The 18,140-nt window shown below is 56.9% G+C and carries 18 protein-coding genes and 2 tRNA genes; 9 read left to right on the top strand and 11 right to left on the bottom strand.

Going from position 1 to position 18,140, the window contains the following annotated elements; translation table 11 throughout:
* Nucleotides 1–18 precede the first annotated feature (18 nt).
* The gene (locus tag V5S80_RS06900; RefSeq protein ID WP_395170025.1) at nucleotides 19–753 is read right to left on the bottom strand and encodes a hypothetical protein; all 735 of its coding nucleotides are present in this window, start codon (nucleotides 751–753) and stop codon (nucleotides 19–21) included.
* Between the two features lie 63 nt (nucleotides 754–816).
* Nucleotides 817–1,398 carry a hypothetical protein gene (locus tag V5S80_RS06905; RefSeq protein WP_395170026.1) on the bottom strand — a complete coding sequence of 194 codons (582 nt, stop codon included), beginning with the start codon at nucleotides 1,396–1,398 and terminating at the stop codon, nucleotides 817–819.
* On the opposite strand from V5S80_RS06905, the gene V5S80_RS06910 reads away from it, so the two are divergent.
* Entirely contained in the window at nucleotides 1,340–1,696 is a 357-nt protein-coding gene (locus tag V5S80_RS06910; RefSeq protein WP_395170027.1) for a recombinase family protein, read from the top strand. The genes V5S80_RS06905 and V5S80_RS06910 overlap by 59 nt on opposite strands.
* Nucleotides 1,697–1,961: 265 nt before the next feature.
* Here V5S80_RS06910 and V5S80_RS06915 read toward each other — a convergent pair whose 3' ends face one another.
* From V5S80_RS06915 to gyrA, 6 genes are all read right to left on the bottom strand, one after another.
* The gene (locus V5S80_RS06915) at nucleotides 1,962–2,846 is read right to left on the bottom strand and encodes a putative PEP-binding protein (protein ID WP_395170028.1); all 885 of its coding nucleotides are present in this window, start codon (nucleotides 2,844–2,846) and stop codon (nucleotides 1,962–1,964) included.
* Between the two features lie 242 nt (nucleotides 2,847–3,088).
* Nucleotides 3,089–3,250, bottom strand: coding sequence for a hypothetical protein (locus V5S80_RS06920; RefSeq protein ID WP_395170029.1), 162 nt, complete (start codon nucleotides 3,248–3,250; stop codon nucleotides 3,089–3,091).
* A gap of 290 nt (nucleotides 3,251–3,540) precedes the next feature.
* A tRNA-Ala gene (locus V5S80_RS06925) sits at nucleotides 3,541–3,613 on the bottom strand.
* A gap of 44 nt (nucleotides 3,614–3,657) precedes the next feature.
* Nucleotides 3,658–3,734: transfer RNA gene (locus V5S80_RS06930), tRNA-Ile, on the bottom strand.
* A 99-nt stretch (nucleotides 3,735–3,833) separates the two neighbouring features.
* Nucleotides 3,834–4,223 (bottom strand): DUF3566 domain-containing protein, encoded by a 390-nt coding sequence (locus tag V5S80_RS06935; protein ID WP_395170030.1) that lies wholly within the window; start codon nucleotides 4,221–4,223, stop codon nucleotides 3,834–3,836.
* The gene (gene gyrA, locus V5S80_RS06940) at nucleotides 4,223–6,802 is read right to left on the bottom strand and encodes a DNA gyrase subunit A (RefSeq protein WP_395170031.1); all 2,580 of its coding nucleotides are present in this window, start codon (nucleotides 6,800–6,802) and stop codon (nucleotides 4,223–4,225) included. Before gyrA ends, V5S80_RS06935 begins: the two co-directional genes overlap by 1 nt.
* 136 nt (nucleotides 6,803–6,938) lie before the next feature.
* On the opposite strand from gyrA, the gene V5S80_RS06945 reads away from it, so the two are divergent.
* Both V5S80_RS06945 and V5S80_RS06950 read left to right on the top strand, forming a co-directional pair.
* The gene (locus V5S80_RS06945) at nucleotides 6,939–7,142 is read left to right on the top strand and encodes a CopG family transcriptional regulator (protein WP_395170032.1); all 204 of its coding nucleotides are present in this window, start codon (nucleotides 6,939–6,941) and stop codon (nucleotides 7,140–7,142) included.
* The gene (locus V5S80_RS06950) at nucleotides 7,139–7,480 is read left to right on the top strand and encodes a hypothetical protein (protein WP_395170033.1); all 342 of its coding nucleotides are present in this window, start codon (nucleotides 7,139–7,141) and stop codon (nucleotides 7,478–7,480) included. The genes V5S80_RS06945 and V5S80_RS06950 overlap by 4 nt, the downstream gene beginning before the upstream one ends.
* A 453-nt stretch (nucleotides 7,481–7,933) precedes the next feature.
* Here V5S80_RS06950 and V5S80_RS06955 read toward each other — a convergent pair whose 3' ends face one another.
* Nucleotides 7,934–8,398, bottom strand: coding sequence for a phospholipase A2 (locus V5S80_RS06955; RefSeq protein WP_395170085.1), 465 nt, complete (start codon nucleotides 8,396–8,398; stop codon nucleotides 7,934–7,936).
* Between the two features lie 308 nt (nucleotides 8,399–8,706).
* On the opposite strand from V5S80_RS06955, the gene mvk reads away from it, so the two are divergent.
* The 6 genes from mvk (at nucleotide 8,707) to V5S80_RS06985 (ending at nucleotide 15,645) form a co-directional block, all read left to right on the top strand.
* Nucleotides 8,707–9,780, top strand: coding sequence for a mevalonate kinase (gene mvk, locus V5S80_RS06960; protein ID WP_395170034.1), 1,074 nt, complete (start codon nucleotides 8,707–8,709; stop codon nucleotides 9,778–9,780).
* Nucleotides 9,781–9,785: 5 nt separating this feature from the next.
* Complete coding sequence (mvaD, locus tag V5S80_RS06965) at nucleotides 9,786–10,838, top strand: diphosphomevalonate decarboxylase (protein WP_395170035.1); 1,053 nt, start codon at nucleotides 9,786–9,788, stop codon at nucleotides 10,836–10,838.
* 5 nt (nucleotides 10,839–10,843) lie between these two features.
* Nucleotides 10,844–12,019, top strand: a complete 1,176-nt coding sequence (locus V5S80_RS06970; RefSeq protein ID WP_395170036.1) for a phosphomevalonate kinase — start codon at nucleotides 10,844–10,846, stop codon at nucleotides 12,017–12,019.
* Nucleotides 12,016–13,278 carry an alpha-hydroxy-acid oxidizing protein gene (locus V5S80_RS06975; RefSeq protein WP_395170037.1) on the top strand — a complete coding sequence of 421 codons (1,263 nt, stop codon included), beginning with the start codon at nucleotides 12,016–12,018 and terminating at the stop codon, nucleotides 13,276–13,278. Before V5S80_RS06970 ends, V5S80_RS06975 begins: the two co-directional genes overlap by 4 nt.
* 91 nt (nucleotides 13,279–13,369) lie before the next feature.
* Nucleotides 13,370–14,455 carry a hydroxymethylglutaryl-CoA reductase gene (locus tag V5S80_RS06980; protein WP_395170038.1) on the top strand — a complete coding sequence of 362 codons (1,086 nt, stop codon included), beginning with the start codon at nucleotides 13,370–13,372 and terminating at the stop codon, nucleotides 14,453–14,455.
* The gene (locus V5S80_RS06985) at nucleotides 14,452–15,645 is read left to right on the top strand and encodes a hydroxymethylglutaryl-CoA synthase (RefSeq protein WP_395170039.1); all 1,194 of its coding nucleotides are present in this window, start codon (nucleotides 14,452–14,454) and stop codon (nucleotides 15,643–15,645) included. Before V5S80_RS06980 ends, V5S80_RS06985 begins: the two co-directional genes overlap by 4 nt.
* Here V5S80_RS06985 and V5S80_RS06990 read toward each other — a convergent pair.
* Together V5S80_RS06990 and V5S80_RS06995 are read right to left on the bottom strand one after the other, a co-directional pair.
* Nucleotides 15,602–16,651 carry a phosphatase PAP2 family protein gene (locus tag V5S80_RS06990; protein WP_395170040.1) on the bottom strand — a complete coding sequence of 350 codons (1,050 nt, stop codon included), beginning with the start codon at nucleotides 16,649–16,651 and terminating at the stop codon, nucleotides 15,602–15,604. The two genes, V5S80_RS06985 and V5S80_RS06990, sit on opposite strands and share 44 nt — an antisense overlap.
* 132 nt (nucleotides 16,652–16,783) lie before the next feature.
* On the bottom strand, nucleotides 16,784–18,058 hold the full coding sequence (locus V5S80_RS06995) for a hypothetical protein (protein ID WP_395170041.1): 1,275 nt from the start codon (nucleotides 18,056–18,058) through the stop codon (nucleotides 16,784–16,786).
* Between the last annotated feature and the right edge of the window lie 82 nt (nucleotides 18,059–18,140).

Below are 18,140 nucleotides of genomic sequence, written 5' to 3' on the forward strand. Positions count from 1 at the left end.
ATTGAATAATTATTCTTGTTAAACCTGAACAGCGTCGGTGATGAATCCACGCTTCTTTGCATCTTGCACCATCTCGCTTAAGGCCTGATCGTATTTGTCGCCAAACTTTTCACGAGTAGAGGCAATTTCCATCTGGAACACTTCATCAATCCTACCCTCCCGGACTAGTTGTGCCTGATGTTCACGATAAGCGACTGCTTTAGGCTTTCCGCCCCACGATAAAGTTAGACGATGATCTTCAGGGGTCATTTGAATGGATGGTGCATTATTCGGGTTCATTTTTTCGGGGATTTTTCCACCCGGATTTTCTTTGATAACAGCACGGGAAAGAATATGGTGGCGTTCTAAGTCGGATACATCATCGGTGGTTTTCCAAAAGCGAGTTCCTAAGTGATTATAGTTTCCACCTCTGAAAGGCGCTTCTTGGACAGACGGTATTCTACACTTTCGAGTGCTAGCGACAAGGTATCGTGGCTCGCTTCCTGCATTACCCGACCGGTGAATCCCGAAAGTGAAGACAGGCTTCTGCGCAAAGTAGCTTGCTCTAAAAGTGACTGGGCACGCAGGAGTATTGCGGGCGTTGTCCAGTTTATTTCCGAGTGCCCCCGAGCGTTTCTTGAGCGCCTCACGGATGGGACCAGTTTTTCCTGCAAGTTTGTGGATAGCTGGCATAGCCAGAGCAACCTTGCCTAGCTTTGTCCATGGAACTAGGCCGATCGCGGTCATCAGGCACCCGGATATTTGCCCCTTCATACAGTCAAGAACATCCGTGACACCAATGAGGTCCAAGACGAGATCGAGGGCTGGCTTGCGGATCTACTCGACACCGTCGGTGGCAAACCAGTGAACGACATCTTCTGCCGCATTGGCGTAATAACCGGAATCGAAACGAACATCTTCATTCGAATGTGTTGTCCACCATTGGTCGAGCTGGGCGCGTTCATCCATGCTCGCAGCTGCTCGGTAACCATCGGTAGCGAATTTTTTGAGGTCAGCATCGCGTCCACTTGCCAGAGCTGTTTTCGCTGCTGCTGATATGGCTGGTCCGCCGACTGTTGCTGCTGCGATGGTCGATTGGCGAAGTTGTCTGATATCGCCAGAGAAACCTGGAGTAGGCCCTGCTGACGCCTCTCCGTTGACTAGTGTGTTGGCTCCGAGGGCGCGCATGTCAGCGGTGAGTTGATCGCGGCGGGTGCGCTCTTGATTCTGGGCGGCATTGCGGGCATCTTGGACTTCGCGAGCTTGGAGAGCTTGGGCTTTGAGGTACGCCGTTTCCTGGGCTAGGCGCTGGTCGGCAGCCTCCTTGGCTGCCGTTCGTGCTTGCTGGACTAGTGATTTGATGTGGACGACAAGGCCATCGACCTCATTAGCAGAACCGTCACTACCTCTAGAGATCACCGAGCAGTTGGGTGTGATTTCCGGCCAGAAAGTGGGTTACGCCCGAGTGAGTTCGAAAGACCAAAACCTTGATCGCCAGATCGAACAACTCAAAGCGGAGAAGGTCTTCACTGACTACACGGATAAGGCCAGTGGTGGTTCCAGGGAGTGTCCTGGCCTTGAAGAAGCGATGCGATATGTCCGCGCAGGAGTCCAGCCTGTGGTGACATCAATGGGCCGGTGCGCGCGATCATTGACTGATCTTTACGCCCTTGTTGACGAGATCGTCAACAAGGGGACTTTCGGTGAAGCTCCTTGAGGAGGAGCGGTCTATTCAAAGGACTCCACTAGTGCGAACAACCTATATAGAGAGCATGAAATCAGAGCACAGGCAGCACCACATATAAAGCGCACAACCATCGAGAGGTAAATGGATTTGGCAAGCAGCATCGCAAAATACGAAATAATGCATAAAATAAAGCTAGACATTAAAAGCCGAGGCGAAGACACCCTCTTCAGTCGATTAACCATAAGGAATGCGGAGCCCACGAACGCACGAGCTGAGAAAATTAGATCCATATAGCTCAGTAAATAACCTGGTGGACTCCGTTGGCGTGGTTAAAGTGCTTTATTGCCTCTCGAGTCTTCTCTTTAACCAAACTTAGATGCTTGATCTCTGGGAGTTTGTCAGGGGAAATATTGAAGACGCCCGGTAGGTCACTGTAGTGTACAGTACTTCCGGAAAAACCAGACCTATGAAAATGATCTATCATTTCTGCAGTGAGGTATCCTGCTGCGACACATTCTAGTCCATTGCGCGCAGAGGTGTCGGCGATATGGTCTAATATTTTTCGAAATTCGAAAGGGATCCCTGAGCTGGTCTGGGCCTTTCTAGTGGTCCCCATACATAGTGATCCCAAGTCGTTACAGCCGACAACAACCCGCTCAAAGCCAAGATTACGAAGAGTGGGGATCACCGGTATTAAGGATGGAATCTCTACCATGCATGCGAGACGTGCCCTTGGAACTATGGTTTTAATGACCTTCGCTGCCCATTCAATCTCTTTTATAGTAGATACGAATGGAACAATAATACCGATGTTTTCGACTGTTGAAGCATTGACCGCCTGCAGCTCAGCGATGAAAGGATCCGGGTAGATGATCGAGCGACGTATCCCCCGAATTCCTCGTAGCCGATCATCCTCAACTAATATGTGATCACAACCATCCAGGACATTTGCTTCAGCAGTGTCCACTTCGAGAGTGCGATACCACACCGCCTTTGAAAAACTGCGTGAAATTGCATCCAGATAAGGAGTAACTAGTGATTTGCAAGAATCACCGGATGGGAAACGACCAGCAGATCTAAATAAGTATTCCGACCGAATAAGACCGATTTCATCAAACTCTTGACCGCAGTCCAAGGGAAATGTTTCTCCACTCAAAGATATACCAGTTTTAAATTGCATAGGGGATCCCATCTACTTATTCTTCAACCACTGCGTACTCGCAACTATTTCCTGGGAGGACATGGGGCCCAGGCTGACACGTACAAATTCTGGTGCGTCTGACTGATTTAGGTATGCCCCCTGTAACTGCGCATGGTTACACCATTCCAACCAAACCCAGAACTCCTCTAGCTAGAGGAGTTCTGGGTAGATGTGCGCAGAGGTCCAGGAATTATTCTTCTCGGTAGTACTTAAGATGTGGATTAGTCTGACTTTGTGATCATCCGATTGAGCACAAAACAAACGGTGGTCACTGCGGCAAGGAAGCCAACACCCGTAATCAAAGAATCGTATCTCGCCGCTAACATGATTGAAAAGAACACCCCAAAGAAAAAGGTGGCGATTACTTTGACGTGGATGGTCATTACGTGCACCTCGCTTTAAGTTTCATGGGGATGGTTCTTTGTCACCGGGCGATCGGATGTGTGTGCCTTTAGCTTAACAAGGAGCGGACGCGTTCCGTCTAACTTCGTGTTTCCCGTATCGGATGCGATACCCCTCAAAAAAGGGGGGCTAATCGGTGAGGTGATAGGGGTTTAGGCCTTCGGGAGATAGATGCATCGTGGCACCTTTAACCTCGGCGGCTTTCCGCGTCAATAAAAAATAGGGTGACATGCGAAAACCCCGGCCAGGGGAACTGGCCGGGGATACGATGTGGAGCGTACGAGAATCGAACTCGTGACCTCTTGCTTGCAAAGCAAGTGCTCTACCAATTGAGCTAACGCCCCTCGTGGGGTTCAACCACCCCGAACACCACGACACGTGGCATTCGTGGTGGGCCTAGGAGGACTTGAACCTCCGACCCCTTCGTTATCAGCGAAGTGCTCTAACCGCCTGAGCTATAGGCCCATGAACCGTGCAGAACTCTACCGCCGAAAATGGGGTTTGCCAAATCCCCAGGTCACAACACGAGTAGATCGTAGGAAACCCCTACGCCGCACGCCACACTCACACCGACATCTCCCCGGAGCAATCACGAACCACAACAGTCACCCCGCCAACCGAACCCACACGCGTCAAACCGTTATAAATCGCAGCACCCACCACCCCCAAAGCTGTACCAATCACAGCCTCGAAGGCCGCCACCGCGATAATCATCGCGATCATCGCAACAGCAGGAATAGATACACCGGTCACGTCATGAAGAGCATCATTCATATTGCCCCACGCGCCCATCAAGCCCACCACGCCGAACACGAGGAGGGCAGCAATCACCCACACGATGGCGACAACCACGCTCACAGCACCTGACAGGCGGGCAGCTCGTGTCACATCAATATGGGTGATCTCCACAACGCGTTCACCGCCACGCGCACTCGGCGCGCTGGGAACCGTCATTACTCCCCGCCCTTAGCATCGTCACCGTCATCAGAGTTTCTTCCTCCAGACTCGGCCGGATCAGTAGGGGCGTTGCCCCGCTCCGCGGTCTTCGCCGCGTTCTCCTCGCCTTCATCCTCCACATTGCGGTCGATAGCAAGCAGCTCGGAGCTCGTGTCCAAATGCACCAGCCGAACGCCCATCGTCTGGCGCGAACTGGGCCGGATATCCTTCACACTCGACCGAACAACGGAGCCATCGGTCGTGATGCAGAAGATCTCATCATCCTGATCAACCACGAGCGCCCCAATGAGCTTCCCGCGCTTCTGGTTGTACTTGAACGTCACAACGCCCAACCCGCCACGGCCCTTGGCCGGGTACTCTTCCATCTTCGTCCGCTTGGCATAACCACCCGACGTAGCGACCATCAGATAGGAATCCTCACGGACGACGGTCAGAGCGAGAAGGGAATCATCGCTGCGGAAACGCATGCCCTTAACACCAGCAGTCGCCCGGCCCATCGGACGCAAAGTATCATCGTCGGCAGTGAAACGCATCGCCTGCCCCTCCTCGGAGACCAACAGAAGATCATCCTCGGCAGAACACAACTGCGCCCCAATGAGAGAATCCCCCTCATTGAGATTAATGGCGATAAGCCCGCCAGACCGAGCGGAATCGTAGTCAGTGAGCTTCGACTTCTTGACACGCCCCTGCTTCGTAGCCAGAACCAGATACGGGGCATCCTCATAGGTATGCAGCTGGATAACCTGAGCAATGTGCTCACCCGGCTGGAACTCCAACAAATTAGCAACATGCTGCCCACGCGCGGTTCGTGAAGCCTCCGGCAACTCGTACGCCTTCAAACGGTACACACGCCCGAAGTTCGTGAAGAACAAAATCCAGTCATGCGTCGAGGTCACAAAGAAGTGGCGGACAACATCATCCTGCTTCAGCTCAGCACCACGAACACCCTTGCCACCACGTTTCTGGTTACGATACAGATCCACCTTCGTCCGCTTGGCGTACCCCGTGGACGTGATAGTAGCAACCACATTTTCCCGCGCGATAAGGTCTTCCTCAGACACATCGCCAGTGGCGGCAATGATCTGCGTGCGACGCTCATCGCCATAATTATTGACGATCTCCTCGAGCTCATCGCGAACAATCTGACGCTGACGCTCCGGGCGGGCCAGAATGTCCTTGAGATCAGCAATGGTGAGCTCAAGTTCCTTCAACTCATCAATAATCTTCTGACGCTCCAGGGCAGCCAGCTGCCGCAGACGCATCCGCAAAATAGCATCAGCCTGAATATCATCGATATCCAGAAGATCCATGAGACCAGTCCGCGCAACCTCAGGAGTGTCCGAGGCGCGGATCAACGCAATAACCTCATCCAACATATCCAGCGCCTTGACCAACCCGCGCAAGATATGAGCACGCTTTTCTGCCTCATCCAAGCGGAACTGAGTACGACGAACAATAACGTCGATCTGATGATCCACATACAGACGCAACAACTGGTCCAGGCGCAACGTGCGGGGAACACCATCCACAATGGACAGCATGTTCGCGCCGAAGCTTGTTTGCAGTTGGGAGTGCTTGTACAAGTTGTTAAGCACCACCCGCGGAACAGCATCACGCTTCAAGGTGACGACGATCCGCATACCAATACGGTCGGATGACTCGTCGTCGATCTTCGAGATGCCCGCAATCTTGCCATCACGAACCTGCTCCGCAATGCTAGAGACCAGGTTATCCGGGTTAACCTGGTACGGAAGCTCGGTGATGACAATGATAGTGCGGCCGTGCTCCTCCTCAATCGAGGTCACACCCCGCATCTTGATAGAACCGCGGCCCGTCGTATACGCATCCTTAATGCCCTTATCACCGACGATCAACCCGGCAGTGGGGAAGTCTGGGCCCTTCACCCGCTCCATGACAGCCTTCAGCGTGGTGGCTTCGTCGGCATCATAATTATCAAGACACCAGAAAATCGCATGAGCCAACTCTGTGAGATTATGCGGCGGGATATTCGTCGCCATACCGACAGCAATACCGCCGGAACCATTCATCAACAGGTTCGGCACACGCGACGGAAGAATCGTGGGTTCCAGCGTTTTGCCATCATAGTTGGGCTCAAAATCCACGGTATTTTCGCGGATATCGCGCACCATCTCCATCGCCAACGGCGTGAGGCGGCACTCCGTGTAACGCATAGCAGCAGGGCCATCATTACCGCGGGAACCGAAGTTACCCTGCCCATCAACCAAGGGGTACCGCATTGACCACGGCTGCGCCATACGAACCAACGTGTCGTAAATAGCAGTATCGCCGTGCGGGTGGAAGTGACCCATGGTGTCTGCGACCGGGCGAGCAGACTTCACATAACTGCGCTCAGGGCGGTAACCATTGTCGAACATCGCGTAGATGATGCGACGGTGGACGGGTTTCATACCGTCACGTACTTCGGGGAGAGCACGCCCAACGATCACACTCATGGCGTAATCGATGTAGCTCGATTGCATTTCCTCTTGAATATCGATCGGGTTAACACGATCGAAAAGATCATTGCCCCCAGAATTTCCGCTATCGTCACTCATACGGACAACACTACCCCACTAGGAGCCCACAACAGGCCCTTGCGAAGCCCACAGCGCCACTATGCTTCCCCAACCCCTACAAGTCGGTATCACGGTGGTATCACACCAGGTGTGAGTAACTGGTTAAATAAAGAACATGGCAATGACTCTACGACTCACACCCGACCACGACCGCGCCCTCACACTCCTCGCCGAAATGACCGGCACATCCAAACACGAAGCCGTCATCCGCGCCATCGTCGGAACAGCAGCACGCACCGTCGACAACGAAGAAATAAGAGCCTACGCCCGCGCACGTATCCCCGAATACGCCGAACTGGCCACGAAAGTACGACGATGACCACACCAGATCACCGCACAGCGAATCGCAATCCGCCGAGCCCGCAACCCCACGGCATGCCAATAAACAGTGGGGGCGTCGTCACCGCCGAACACATCCTCATCATTGTCGACGAATTCACCGCTGCAATGGGCCCAGGTGTTTACCTCGTACGCCCCTGGGTCTGCGCCGCCGTCGCCGCGGCTGCCCGGGGACGCATCGCCGGAATTTCCACCCACCGACACCACACCGACATGTACGACGCCGTAAAAACAACAATCACCCGGCTGAAACCACTTAACAAAAACAACGATGCACTAGCTGACGTGGTCATTGACGTTATGACAATGAGACACTGACCAACCCAGCCAACAGCCTCTCTGTCAGTGATGCGATGCGCGCCGGTGAGAGCGGCGTTACGTGGACATGTCGTTCTTGTATCCCTCGTGTTGTGGGGACACGCCGAACCTCAACCATACATAATGGAATCCGCATCCAATGAAAAGACCGATACCTGCTGGAAGAGTTAGGCCGTCGAGGATGCCGAAAGGTCCTACGACCCAATCATAAATGCCGATAGCAGTTACAATCGTCGGAACGATGAGGCACAACACAATCTTTCGGACTCCCAATAGGGCCAACAAAAAATGGTAAAACATTGCGGGGACAAAGGTGCAGAACACCCAAACGGCAGTCCCAAAATGTAGCATACTGAATGATACAAAGGATATTATAGATACAACTAATTCAATAGTTGGAAATTTGAAAAGGATTTTGCCCATTCCCTCCTCCTCGCGTGATGGATTGATGTGTTATGAGTTAGCGTGACGGACACCCTCGACATATATATCGACCGTTGCATTGCAACTTGGGCGACGGAGGCTAAAATGGCCACTGTATACGTTGTTGCATACCGCATGCATATCTCGTTCAAAAGCATCGTTGCAGTCTTTGTGCGTACCATTTCCTGCATTTACCCGTTCATAGCACATGTCATGTCGGGCGCAAGCTCCGCTGAAGTCGGCATTGACGCCTGGGGCTGGGAACTGATCAGGACTATATGAGCAATAGTCATGGAGGTCATCGCCATCTTTTCCGTCATAGCGATAATCTGGAGGAACCTCGATGCCACCTCTGTCTGAACGGTATAAATGGATACCGGGTGTTGACGTAAAGGAAATTAAGTACTCACCTTGTTTCAGTGGATGAGAAGTTAGTTCCCCAGTCTGGGGTTGAATAATGTTTATAATGAGTGGCGGATAAAGGTGGTGAAGAATGGTGTCGAGATATTGTTTTGCCGGTGAGGAAAATTACGATGATAACCATATGTCGCAGCCATAATCGATGTTCGAAAGATTGAAAATATCGGCGCCCAATTAGTGGCGAGTGAGCCCACAATATTGGTTATCTAAGTGTTGTGAACAGTCTATCTGAGAATCGATCGCCACTGTGATCCATGGTAGAGTACTGGCGTTTGCCGTTTGCTTATGTTGTTCCACACCCGGCTGGATCTGAGGAGGCCCGCCGGGAGACTGGGTAGGCTGGAGTGGCGGCAGGGTTAGATTCATCCCATATAGGAGCACTGGTGCAGCCACTGAGACATTCCGACGGCGAAGTTCTCACATCCTCGCCTCGCAGCGAGGCTCACGCATACCCACATCACCCTGACAACCCACAGTACGCCCCACTCCCTGACAGCACCCACTACTCAGCCCTCACCGACAACACACGCGGCTATGGCCGCGCCCACGCCAAAATCATCCTCTTCGGCGAACACGCCGTCGTCTTCGGCGAACCAGCCATCGCCTTCCCCATGCGATGCTTAAGCCTCCACGCCACCGCCGAACCCTGCGACGGAGAACTATGGCTCACCGCTAACAACTACGACGGACCACTCGTCGACGCACCCACCTTTCTATCTCCCGTCGGCGCCACCATCAAAGCATGCCTCGACCTGCTCGAATACCCCCAATCAGGCATGCACATCTCATGCGAAGGCAACGTCCCACCCGCCCGCGGCCTTGGCTCCAGCGCAGCCGCATCAGCAGCCATGGTCGATTCCATCATCGACTTCAGCGGCACCGACATCGACTACCACAGCCGATACGAACTCGTCCAAATAGGGGAGAGGGTCGCCCACGGCAGCGCCAGCGGCCTTGACGCCCACACCGTCCTCAACACCCACCCCGTCCTCTTCCAAGGCGGCCGCAGCGAACCAATCACCGTCACACTAGGATCACCACTCGTCGTCGCCGACACCGGCCAACCCGGCGACACCCTCTCCGCCGTCCGCGGAGTCGACGAACTCCGCCGCACCGACAAACACCGCTTCACCACCAACGTCGACGCCATCCGACACCACACCGTCGAAGCACGCATCGACCTCGCCCTCGACGACCGCACATCACTAGGCGAACGCATGAACGCCGTCCACGAACACCTCGCCGACCTCGGAGTATCCAGCCCAGCACTAGAAAACCTCGTCACAGCAGCACGCAACGCCGACGCCCTCGGCGCTAAACTCACCGGCGGCGGCCGCGGCGGCTGCATCATCGCCCTAGCCCACGACGAAGACCACGCCATCACACTCGCCGACGCCCTCCGCACCGCAGGCGCACGCCGCACATGGCTCATGCACCCCTCAGAATTTCAAAGGTGACCACCATGCACACCGACAACACCACCACCGGCACCATCACCGAACACACAGCACGCGCCACCGCACACCCCAACATCGCACTCGTCAAATACTGGGGAAAACGCAACGCCGACCTCGTCCTACCCGCCACCGGTAGCCTGTCACTCACACTCGACATCTACCCCACACACACCACCGTCACACCAGACCCCACCCTAACCAGCGACATCTTCACCCTCAACGGGGAAGAAGCACCCGGCACACCAACCCAACGGGTCAGCACATTCCTCGACCTCATCCGCAACCACAGCACCACCCACAACCCCGCACTCGCACACACCTACGCGCGAGTAAACTCCACCAACACCGTACCCACCGGCGCAGGCCTCGCCTCCTCAGCCTCCGGCTTCGCCGCACTCGCCACCGCAGCATCACACGCCTACAAACTCCCCACCGACCCACGCTCACTCTCACGCCTCGCCCGCCGCGGATCCGGCTCCGCCACACGATCCATCCTCGGCAACCTCGTCATCTGGCACGCCGGAGAAGGCGACAACACCACCGCCGACCTCACCTCCTACGCCGAAAACATCCCCGGCCCCGACCTCGCCATGGTCATCTGCGTCGTCTCCGGAGCACAAAAAACCATCTCCTCCCGCATCGCCATGGCCGACAGCATCCGCACATCACCCTTCTTCGACGGCTGGGTCCACAGCACACAACACGACCTCACCGACATGACCCACGCCCTCGCCGACGGCGACTACACCCGCGTCGGCGAAATCACAGAATCCAACGCACTCCGCATGCACGCCACCATCAACGGCAACCGCCCACCCGTCCGCTACCTCACACCCACCTCCATCGCCATCTTCGACACCATCGCCCAACTCCGCACCGAAGGCCTCAACATCTACGGCACCGCCGACGCCGGCCCCAACGTCGCCGTCCTCTGCCAAGCCCACGACCTCGACACCACACACACCGCCCTCACCACACACTTCCCCCACCTCGACCTCATCCCCACCCGCGCCGGCACAGGAGCACACCTCACCACCCTCCCAGACCACCAGGAATAACACCCGTGACACCACAACCCGTCGTCGAAGCATCAGCACCCGGAAAACTCTACATAGCAGGCGAATACGCCGTCGTACACCCCGGACACGCCGCCCTCCTCATCGCCGTCGACAGGTACATACACGTCACACTCACACCCACCGGCACCACCCACGGCGAAATCCGCACCCACACCACCGACCCCACACAACCCAACCACCCACCCCTCCACTGGAACGCCACCACCAACCCCCACACAGCCGCCCACTTCCACACCAACGACCACGGATTCCACAAATACGTCGCCGCCGCCATCACCACCGTCGAACGCTGGCGAGCAGAAAAAAACCTCCCACCCAGCGCATACACCATCGACACCACCAGCACCCTCAACGACACCACCAGCGGCACCAAATTCGGACTCGGCTCCTCCGCCGCCATCACCACCGCCACCATCGCCGCCGCAGCACACCACCACGGACTCCACCCCACACCCGAACAGATCTACCGACTCGCCACCATCGCCACCACCCGCATCACCACAAAAACCTCCGGCGGCGACATCGCCGCCAGCGCGCTCGGCGGCTGGGTCCACTACCACTCACCCGACCGCACCTGGCTCCACCACCACGCCTGGACACCACACACCACAACCACCATCAACCACCTCCTCACCACCCCCTGGCCAGGACTCACACTCCACCGCATCACCCCCGCCGACCCCGGCATCCAACTTGCCGTCGGATGGACAGGCACCCCCGCCGACACCACCACACTCGTCGGCAACATCGTCAAAAAAACCGCACTACCCGACACTCTCCTCCACCGCAGCGACGCCGCCGTCGACGCCCTCACCACCGCCCTCACCACACACAACACCACAGCCATCGCCACAGCCATCGCCACCGCACGACACATCCTCGGCCACATCGCACAACAACGCGGAGTCACCATCGAAACACCAGCACTACACACACTGGCCACCATTGCACTCACCACAGGATGGTGGGCAAAATCATCAGGAGCAGGCGGAGGAGACTGCGGAATAGCCCTCACCACACCAGACACCAACCCCCACGCACTACACCACCACTGGGCCACCGCAGGCATACAACCCCTCGACCTCCACGTATCACCCCACGGAGCCCACGCCACCACCACACCCAACCACCACACACCCATGGAAGGAGACGGGGAATGAGCAGCAACCGCAAAGACGACCACCTCGCCCTTGCCGCACAACAACAACGCGAAACCCACGGCACCACCACACACAACACCACGCCACCCACAATGACCCCACACCACGACGCCACCGCCACCCCAACACCCCCCTATACCGCCTGGGACGACATCCGAATCCTCCACCACTCACTCGCCGGCATCGACCCCGGCCACGCCGACATCTCCACCACCATCCACCCCACAGACAGTGACGACAACACACCACCCTGGTCACTCACCTGGGACCTCCCGTTCTACATCAATGGAATGACCGGCGGATCCACCCTCACCGCCGGCATCAACCACGTCCTCGCCGAAACAGCCGCACGCACAGGAATCGCCGTCGCAACCGGCTCCATGTCCATCTACCTCCGCGAACCCGACACCCTGCCCACATTCCGCGTCCTACGCGACCGCAACCCCAACGGCACCGTCTGGGCAAACCTCAGCGCCGACGCCACACCCGACGACGCCGCCCGCGTCGTCGACGCCCTCCACGCCGACGCCCTCCAAATCCACGTCAACGCCGTCCAAGAAACCGTCATGCCCGAAGGCTCACGCGGATACGCCGCCTGGCCACGCAACATCGAAGCCATCGTCACAGCCCTCAACGCCACCAACACCCCCGTCATCGTCAAAGAAGTTGGGTTCGGCATGACAGTAGAAACCCTCCGCCAACTCCACGACCTCGGCGTATCCATCGCCGACGTCTCCGGCCGCGGAGGCACCAACTTCGCACGCATCGAAAACGACCGCCGCTCCGACCGCGACTTCTCCTACCTCACCAACTTCGGACAATCCGCCGCATTCTCCCTCCTCGACGCCACAACCACCACACCCCACACCACCCCCACACTCTTCGCCTCAGGCGGAGTCCGCCACCCCTACGACGTCCTCCGCGGACTCGCCCTCGGAGCCAACGCCGTCGGCGTCGCCGGAACATTCCTCCACACCGCCCTGAGCACCGGCGTTGGCGACGCGACCCTCACACCAAAAGAACGCGCAGCCGGAATCGACACCGCCGTCGACGCGCTCACAGCCCAGATCAACCACTGGGCACACCACCTCCGAGCGCTCTACGAAATGGTCGGCGCCACCACCACCGCGGACCTCCACACCACCGACGCCCTCATCACCGGACCACTCGCCGACGCCGCCCGCGCGAGAGGAATCGACATCACCACCATCGCGACGCGTCGCCGCACGCAGAGCCATGGCAACAAGCACCATCACTAGCGCATAGCTCATCAGCGCCAACCACGGCACCCCAACCACTCAAGAAAACCCGGCCCGCACCGATGGCCCCGACAACCAACAAGGATGACCAATGGAACACAACCTATACGCCCCCATCCCCATGTCATGGATCGGACCGGTCCACATCTCAGGCAACATCGTCTCCGGAGACATGGAGGGAACCACCACCGACGCTGTCGCCCATGATGCCGTCATGCTCCCCCTAGCGACATACGAAACCCCACTGTGGCCATCAGTGGGACGCGGCGCAAAAGTATCCCGCGACGTTGAGGGCGGCATCCGTGCCACACTCATCGACGAACGCATGACCCGCTCCGTCTACTTCGAAGCCCCCCACGCCGGGGCTGCCCTTCGCATCGCGACTGACATCACCCGCCGCCGCGATGAACTCCAAACCGTCGTAGCCCGAGCATCCCGCTTCGCGAAACTCATTGACCTCCACGTCCAATACGCAGGGAACCTCCTGTTCCTCCGATTCGAATTCACTACGGGCGACGCCTCCGGACACAACATGGTGACACTCGCGTCGGACAACCTCATGCCATGGATCCTCGATCACTACCCAGAACTCACGTATGGATCCATTTCCGGCAACCTGTGCTCGGATAAAAAAGCCACCGCCGTCAACGGCATCCTGGGCCGCGGCAAGAACGTCATCACCGAAATGCTCATCCCGCTCGACGTCGTCGTGGCACGACTCAAAACCACCCCGGAAAAGATCGTCGACCTAAACATCAAGAAAAACCTCATCGGCACGAACCTGGCAGGCGGACTGCGCTCCGCCAACGCCCACTACGCCAACATGCTCCTCGGGTTCTACCTCGCCACCGGTCAAGACGCCGCCAACATTGTGGAAGGCTCCCAGGGCATCACGCATGCCGAAGTACGCGACGGAGACCTCTATTTCTCCTGTAACCTGCCCAATCTCATTGTTGGTACAGTAGGAAACGGAAAAGGCCAGGGCCTCGAGGTTGTCGAAGAAAACTTACGACGCCTCGGTTGCCGCGACGACCGCCCAGCGGGGGATAATGCACGCCGACTTGCAGTATTGTGTGCGGCGTCCGTTTTCTGCGGAGAGCTGTCATTGCTGGCCGCGCAGACGAACCCGGGCGAACTGATGGCCGCCCACGTGAAAATTGAAAGGAAAGGCGAGTGAGCACAACCGTGAACACAGCTGCGAACCCCATCGGTATTCATGACATCACTTTCGCCACGGGGCACCACAGTTTCGCCCTCGCAGAACTAGCCGACACACTCGGCATCGACGTTGGCAAATTCCATAAAGGCATCGGCCAGGAAATCATGAGCCAACCAGCAGCCGATGAGGATGTTGTCACTATGGCCGCCACCGCGGCTCAGCGGATCATCGATCGCCACGGCGCTGACGGTATCCGTACCCTCATTTTTGCGACAGAATCTGGGGTGGACCAATCAAAATCCGCCGGTGTCTACGTTCACGGGCTCCTGGAGCTGCCATCCCAGGTACGCACCATCGAAATGAAGCAAGCCTGTTACTCGGGTGTTGGTGCCCTGCAGGTTGCATTGGGAATCGTTGCGCGACACCCGAAGGAAAAAGTCCTCGTCGTGGCGTCGGATATCGCCCGCTACGACCTCAACTCCGGTGGGGAACCCACACAAGGCGCGGCGGCCACCGCATTCCTTGTTCAAGCGAACCCCGGCATTCTCGCCATTGAGCCCGCATCCGGTGTATACACCTACGATGTACAGGACTTTTGGCGGCCGAATGACCGAAACACCGCCCTCGTCGACGGGAAACTATCCATTGGCGCCTACCTGGACGCGGTCCGCGGAGCCTACGACGACTACATCTCCCACGGCGGCTCTGACTTCGCAGCCATCGACCGCTACTGCTATCACCAGCCATTCACGACAATGGCCGTCAAAGCACACATGGCGTTGCGTCAACATGTAGGCCTATCGGCAGACAAAGCCGAGGTTGCCGCCGAACTAGAAACCACCATGCACTACAACCGCATGATTGGTAACTCCTACACGGCATCGGTGTTCCTCGCGCTGCTCTCGCTACTCGAAACAGACAATGATGACCTCACCGGCGCCCGCGTCGGTGTCCTGTCCTACGGCTCCGGCGCTGTCGCCGAGTTCTTCACCGGCGTCGTCGTGGATGGTTATCGCGACTTGCTCCACACCGAGGAGCACAACGCAGAGTTGGACTCACGCGAACCCCTCAGCTACGACGCGTACCGCCGCCTCCACCCGGGAACACGCGTGGGCGACATCACGGACTATGACACGCCCGCTGTGACGGACGCACCGTTCCGTTTTACTGGTGTGAAGGATCATTCACGGACGTACCAACGCCGGTAGCCCCGCCGGTATTCAGGGTTTTCATTGTCCACGTTGCCAGCCAGAGTCCGATCAGGATGACACTGTAGGTCAGGATGAAGCTGGCGACGGTGTCGGTAGCCCAGTGAGCACCGATAATGACACGACTTGCTGCCATGAGAACACCCCACCCTGTTCCGACCCACAAGGCGATGCGCCAGGCTTTCCCGCCGAGTGGGCGAAGCACAATAGCCATTGCTGCAAGCGTTGTGCCTTCTTGTGTGTGCCCGGAGGGGAAGGAACGGTGACCGTTCGGCAGATTAATGTGGTACCACGCCTGGTATGGGCCTTGGCCAGCATCAACTTCGTAGGGGCGGAAGCGGCCCCACAGATCCTTCATCTGGACATTAATTCCGTGACCGACCCACACAATCGCCAGCATGATTACCGCTGAGATCGCAATGAGGCGAAGCATCTCAGGGGAGAGATTCCGAATCAATAGCCATGCGAGCGCGGCCACGATGACGGTGATTCCGAGCGCCATGAACAACGCTGGTGCGAATTGGGACCAGGATGTTGTGGTGGAATCATCATTATTCGCGATGCCGATTGGCGTGCCTGCGGATATATTGTCGGCCCACGACCGGCGGTAGGCTTCGGCCTGCTTTGACCATTCGAGAACTGACAAGAAACTGGCCCATGTGAGCAGAATGCTTCCCAACCCGCGGGCGATGTTGGGGAGCTGTGACCGTAGTAAACACCCGGCGAGGATCTGCATGGCTACAGCGCTGAGGATAGCCGGCGGGAATTCGCCATATGACTGGAACAGAGTGCCGAACACGCTGTTGTGGTCGATGATGGCATCGCTGACCTGTTTGTCCGTGACAGTGAAGATGATCAGCAACACGACGGCGGCACTGAGAAGGGAAGCTACGGCGATAGGGTTAACGCCGATGGGTGACGAGGGCTTTGATGAACTCGACGACGTAGGGGAGTGGGCGGACCGGATGGGGCCCGGGCTGGTGGGGAGAATGGGTGCTTGTGCCATGTGTATGGTGTACCAATCTTCCCTTACACCATGCTGACGTAGACATGAACAATCCGTGAACCCCGCCACAGCAGGTGGCGGGGTTCACGGATTGCCGGGGAGGAGTGTCATGACTCCCGAGTGTGGGGGCAGTTAGTTCTCGTCTTCTTTGAGGGCGTGGCGACCTGTTCCGCCTTTGTTGCCAGCAGACTTACCTTTGTTTGCCTTATTTTTTCCACCTGGTGCTTGTGGAGCATTGTTCTTAGGCGCGCTCTTCTTCGTAGCGGGCTTGGGGGCGGTGGTGGCCTTATTGCTGGCGCGGGATGCTGCGTCTTTGACGTTCGCCGTTGCCTGTTCCGCTTTATCGGCAGCTTTGTCAGCGGCGGTGGAAGCGGCAGCCTTGAGATCGTCGGCCTTGTCGTGGGCCTTGGCTTTGACGTCGTTGATCGTGTCCTGAGCATGGTCTACTTTCGCAGCGACCGCGGACTGAGCGTCATCTTTCGCCTCGAGGGCTTTGTCCTTGGCCTGATCGGCCTTGTCTTTGGTGTCGGAGGACGCGGCATCTGTTGTCGGTGTTTCCGTCTTATACACCAAGCGGGAATCGGTATTCGTGGTGCTCGGCGGTTGTGTCGACACTTTCTTGGAGGAACGGGACTTATATGCCGCCCACCCAACAGCAACACATGCCACGAAGAAGACGATGAACAACGGTTTCTTGCTGCGCTTCGACTTCTTCCCCGCCACCTGGTCAAGGGAATGTGTGACGGAATCCGGAAGACGATTGCTTACGGAATCGGGAAGATTATCTGAGGCTGATGCAGCAACGGTGCTTGCGGTGTCGAGTGCCTTATCTTTCACATCGGAGGCGCGATCCTGGGCTTTTTTAGCGAGATCACTGGCCTTATCTGATGCTTTGTCGGCAAAACCAGCGGCCTTCTTCTGGAATACCTCAGCACGCTTCTGTAGAGCATCGGCTTTCTTCGCGTTCTTCTTCCGAAGCTGAGAGGCTTTCTTGTCGGTCTTTTTCTGAACCTTCTTGGCTTTCTTTTCTGCCTGGTTCCGTGCTTTATCTAATTTCTTGCTGGCTTTATCAGCTTTTTCTGTAGCGAGTTCGTATGCGCGCTCGCTCTCTTCGCGAATGCGATCAACGACAGCTACGGCGGTGGGGTTTGCTGAAGCGCGAAGCTGCTCCAGAGTGGACTTTTTCTTTGACACGGCCGAGTTCTCCTTCTTGTTATCGTCCTTACCCACCTTACCGTCATCGCTGTGACCACGTGGTTTTCCGGGGTTAGATTCTTTGGCTTTCGCGTATTCGACAAGGCGCTCAACGGGATCAAAATCGCGAGCTTCTTTTCTGTCTTTGTGGTGTTTGCGCGCGTCGGAAAGGTTCCGGGCCGCGTGCACAATCATCTTTGTCGACGGGTTCATGGTGATTCCTTAATTGTCCTCAGGGTGGTGAGAGAGTTTCCTTTACCCACTGTAGTGGGGTGAGGGGGCGGTTCGTCCAGTA

It is taken from the genome of Corynebacterium sp. PCR 32 (assembly GCF_037464985.1).
Taxonomy (GTDB): domain Bacteria; phylum Actinomycetota; class Actinomycetes; order Mycobacteriales; family Mycobacteriaceae; genus Corynebacterium; species Corynebacterium kroppenstedtii_D.

What these genes read in the sequence shown, in the direction of transcription:
- V5S80_RS06900 (WP_395170025.1), bottom strand. Translation starts at nt 753, where the DNA reads ATGAAGGGGCAAATATCCGGGTGCCTGATGACCGCGATCGGCCTAGTT.
- V5S80_RS06910 (WP_395170027.1), top strand. Translation starts at nt 1,340, where the DNA reads ATGTGGACGACAAGGCCATCGACCTCATTAGCAGAACCGTCACTACCT.
- V5S80_RS06915 (WP_395170028.1), bottom strand. Translation starts at nt 2,846, where the DNA reads ATGCAATTTAAAACTGGTATATCTTTGAGTGGAGAAACATTTCCCTTG.
- V5S80_RS06920 (WP_395170029.1), bottom strand. Translation starts at nt 3,250, where the DNA reads ATGACCATCCACGTCAAAGTAATCGCCACCTTTTTCTTTGGGGTGTTC.
- V5S80_RS06935 (WP_395170030.1), bottom strand. Translation starts at nt 4,223, where the DNA reads ATGACGGTTCCCAGCGCGCCGAGTGCGCGTGGCGGTGAACGCGTTGTG.
- gyrA (WP_395170031.1), bottom strand. Translation starts at nt 6,802, where the DNA reads ATGAGTGACGATAGCGGAAATTCTGGGGGCAATGATCTTTTCGATCGT.
- V5S80_RS06945 (WP_395170032.1), top strand. Translation starts at nt 6,939, where the DNA reads ATGGCAATGACTCTACGACTCACACCCGACCACGACCGCGCCCTCACA.
- V5S80_RS06950 (WP_395170033.1), top strand. Translation starts at nt 7,139, where the DNA reads ATGACCACACCAGATCACCGCACAGCGAATCGCAATCCGCCGAGCCCG.
- mvaD (WP_395170035.1), top strand. Translation starts at nt 9,786, where the DNA reads ATGCACACCGACAACACCACCACCGGCACCATCACCGAACACACAGCA.
- V5S80_RS06975 (WP_395170037.1), top strand. Translation starts at nt 12,016, where the DNA reads ATGAGCAGCAACCGCAAAGACGACCACCTCGCCCTTGCCGCACAACAA.
- V5S80_RS06980 (WP_395170038.1), top strand. Translation starts at nt 13,370, where the DNA reads ATGGAACACAACCTATACGCCCCCATCCCCATGTCATGGATCGGACCG.
- V5S80_RS06990 (WP_395170040.1), bottom strand. Translation starts at nt 16,651, where the DNA reads ATGGCACAAGCACCCATTCTCCCCACCAGCCCGGGCCCCATCCGGTCC.
- V5S80_RS06995 (WP_395170041.1), bottom strand. Translation starts at nt 18,058, where the DNA reads ATGAACCCGTCGACAAAGATGATTGTGCACGCGGCCCGGAACCTTTCC.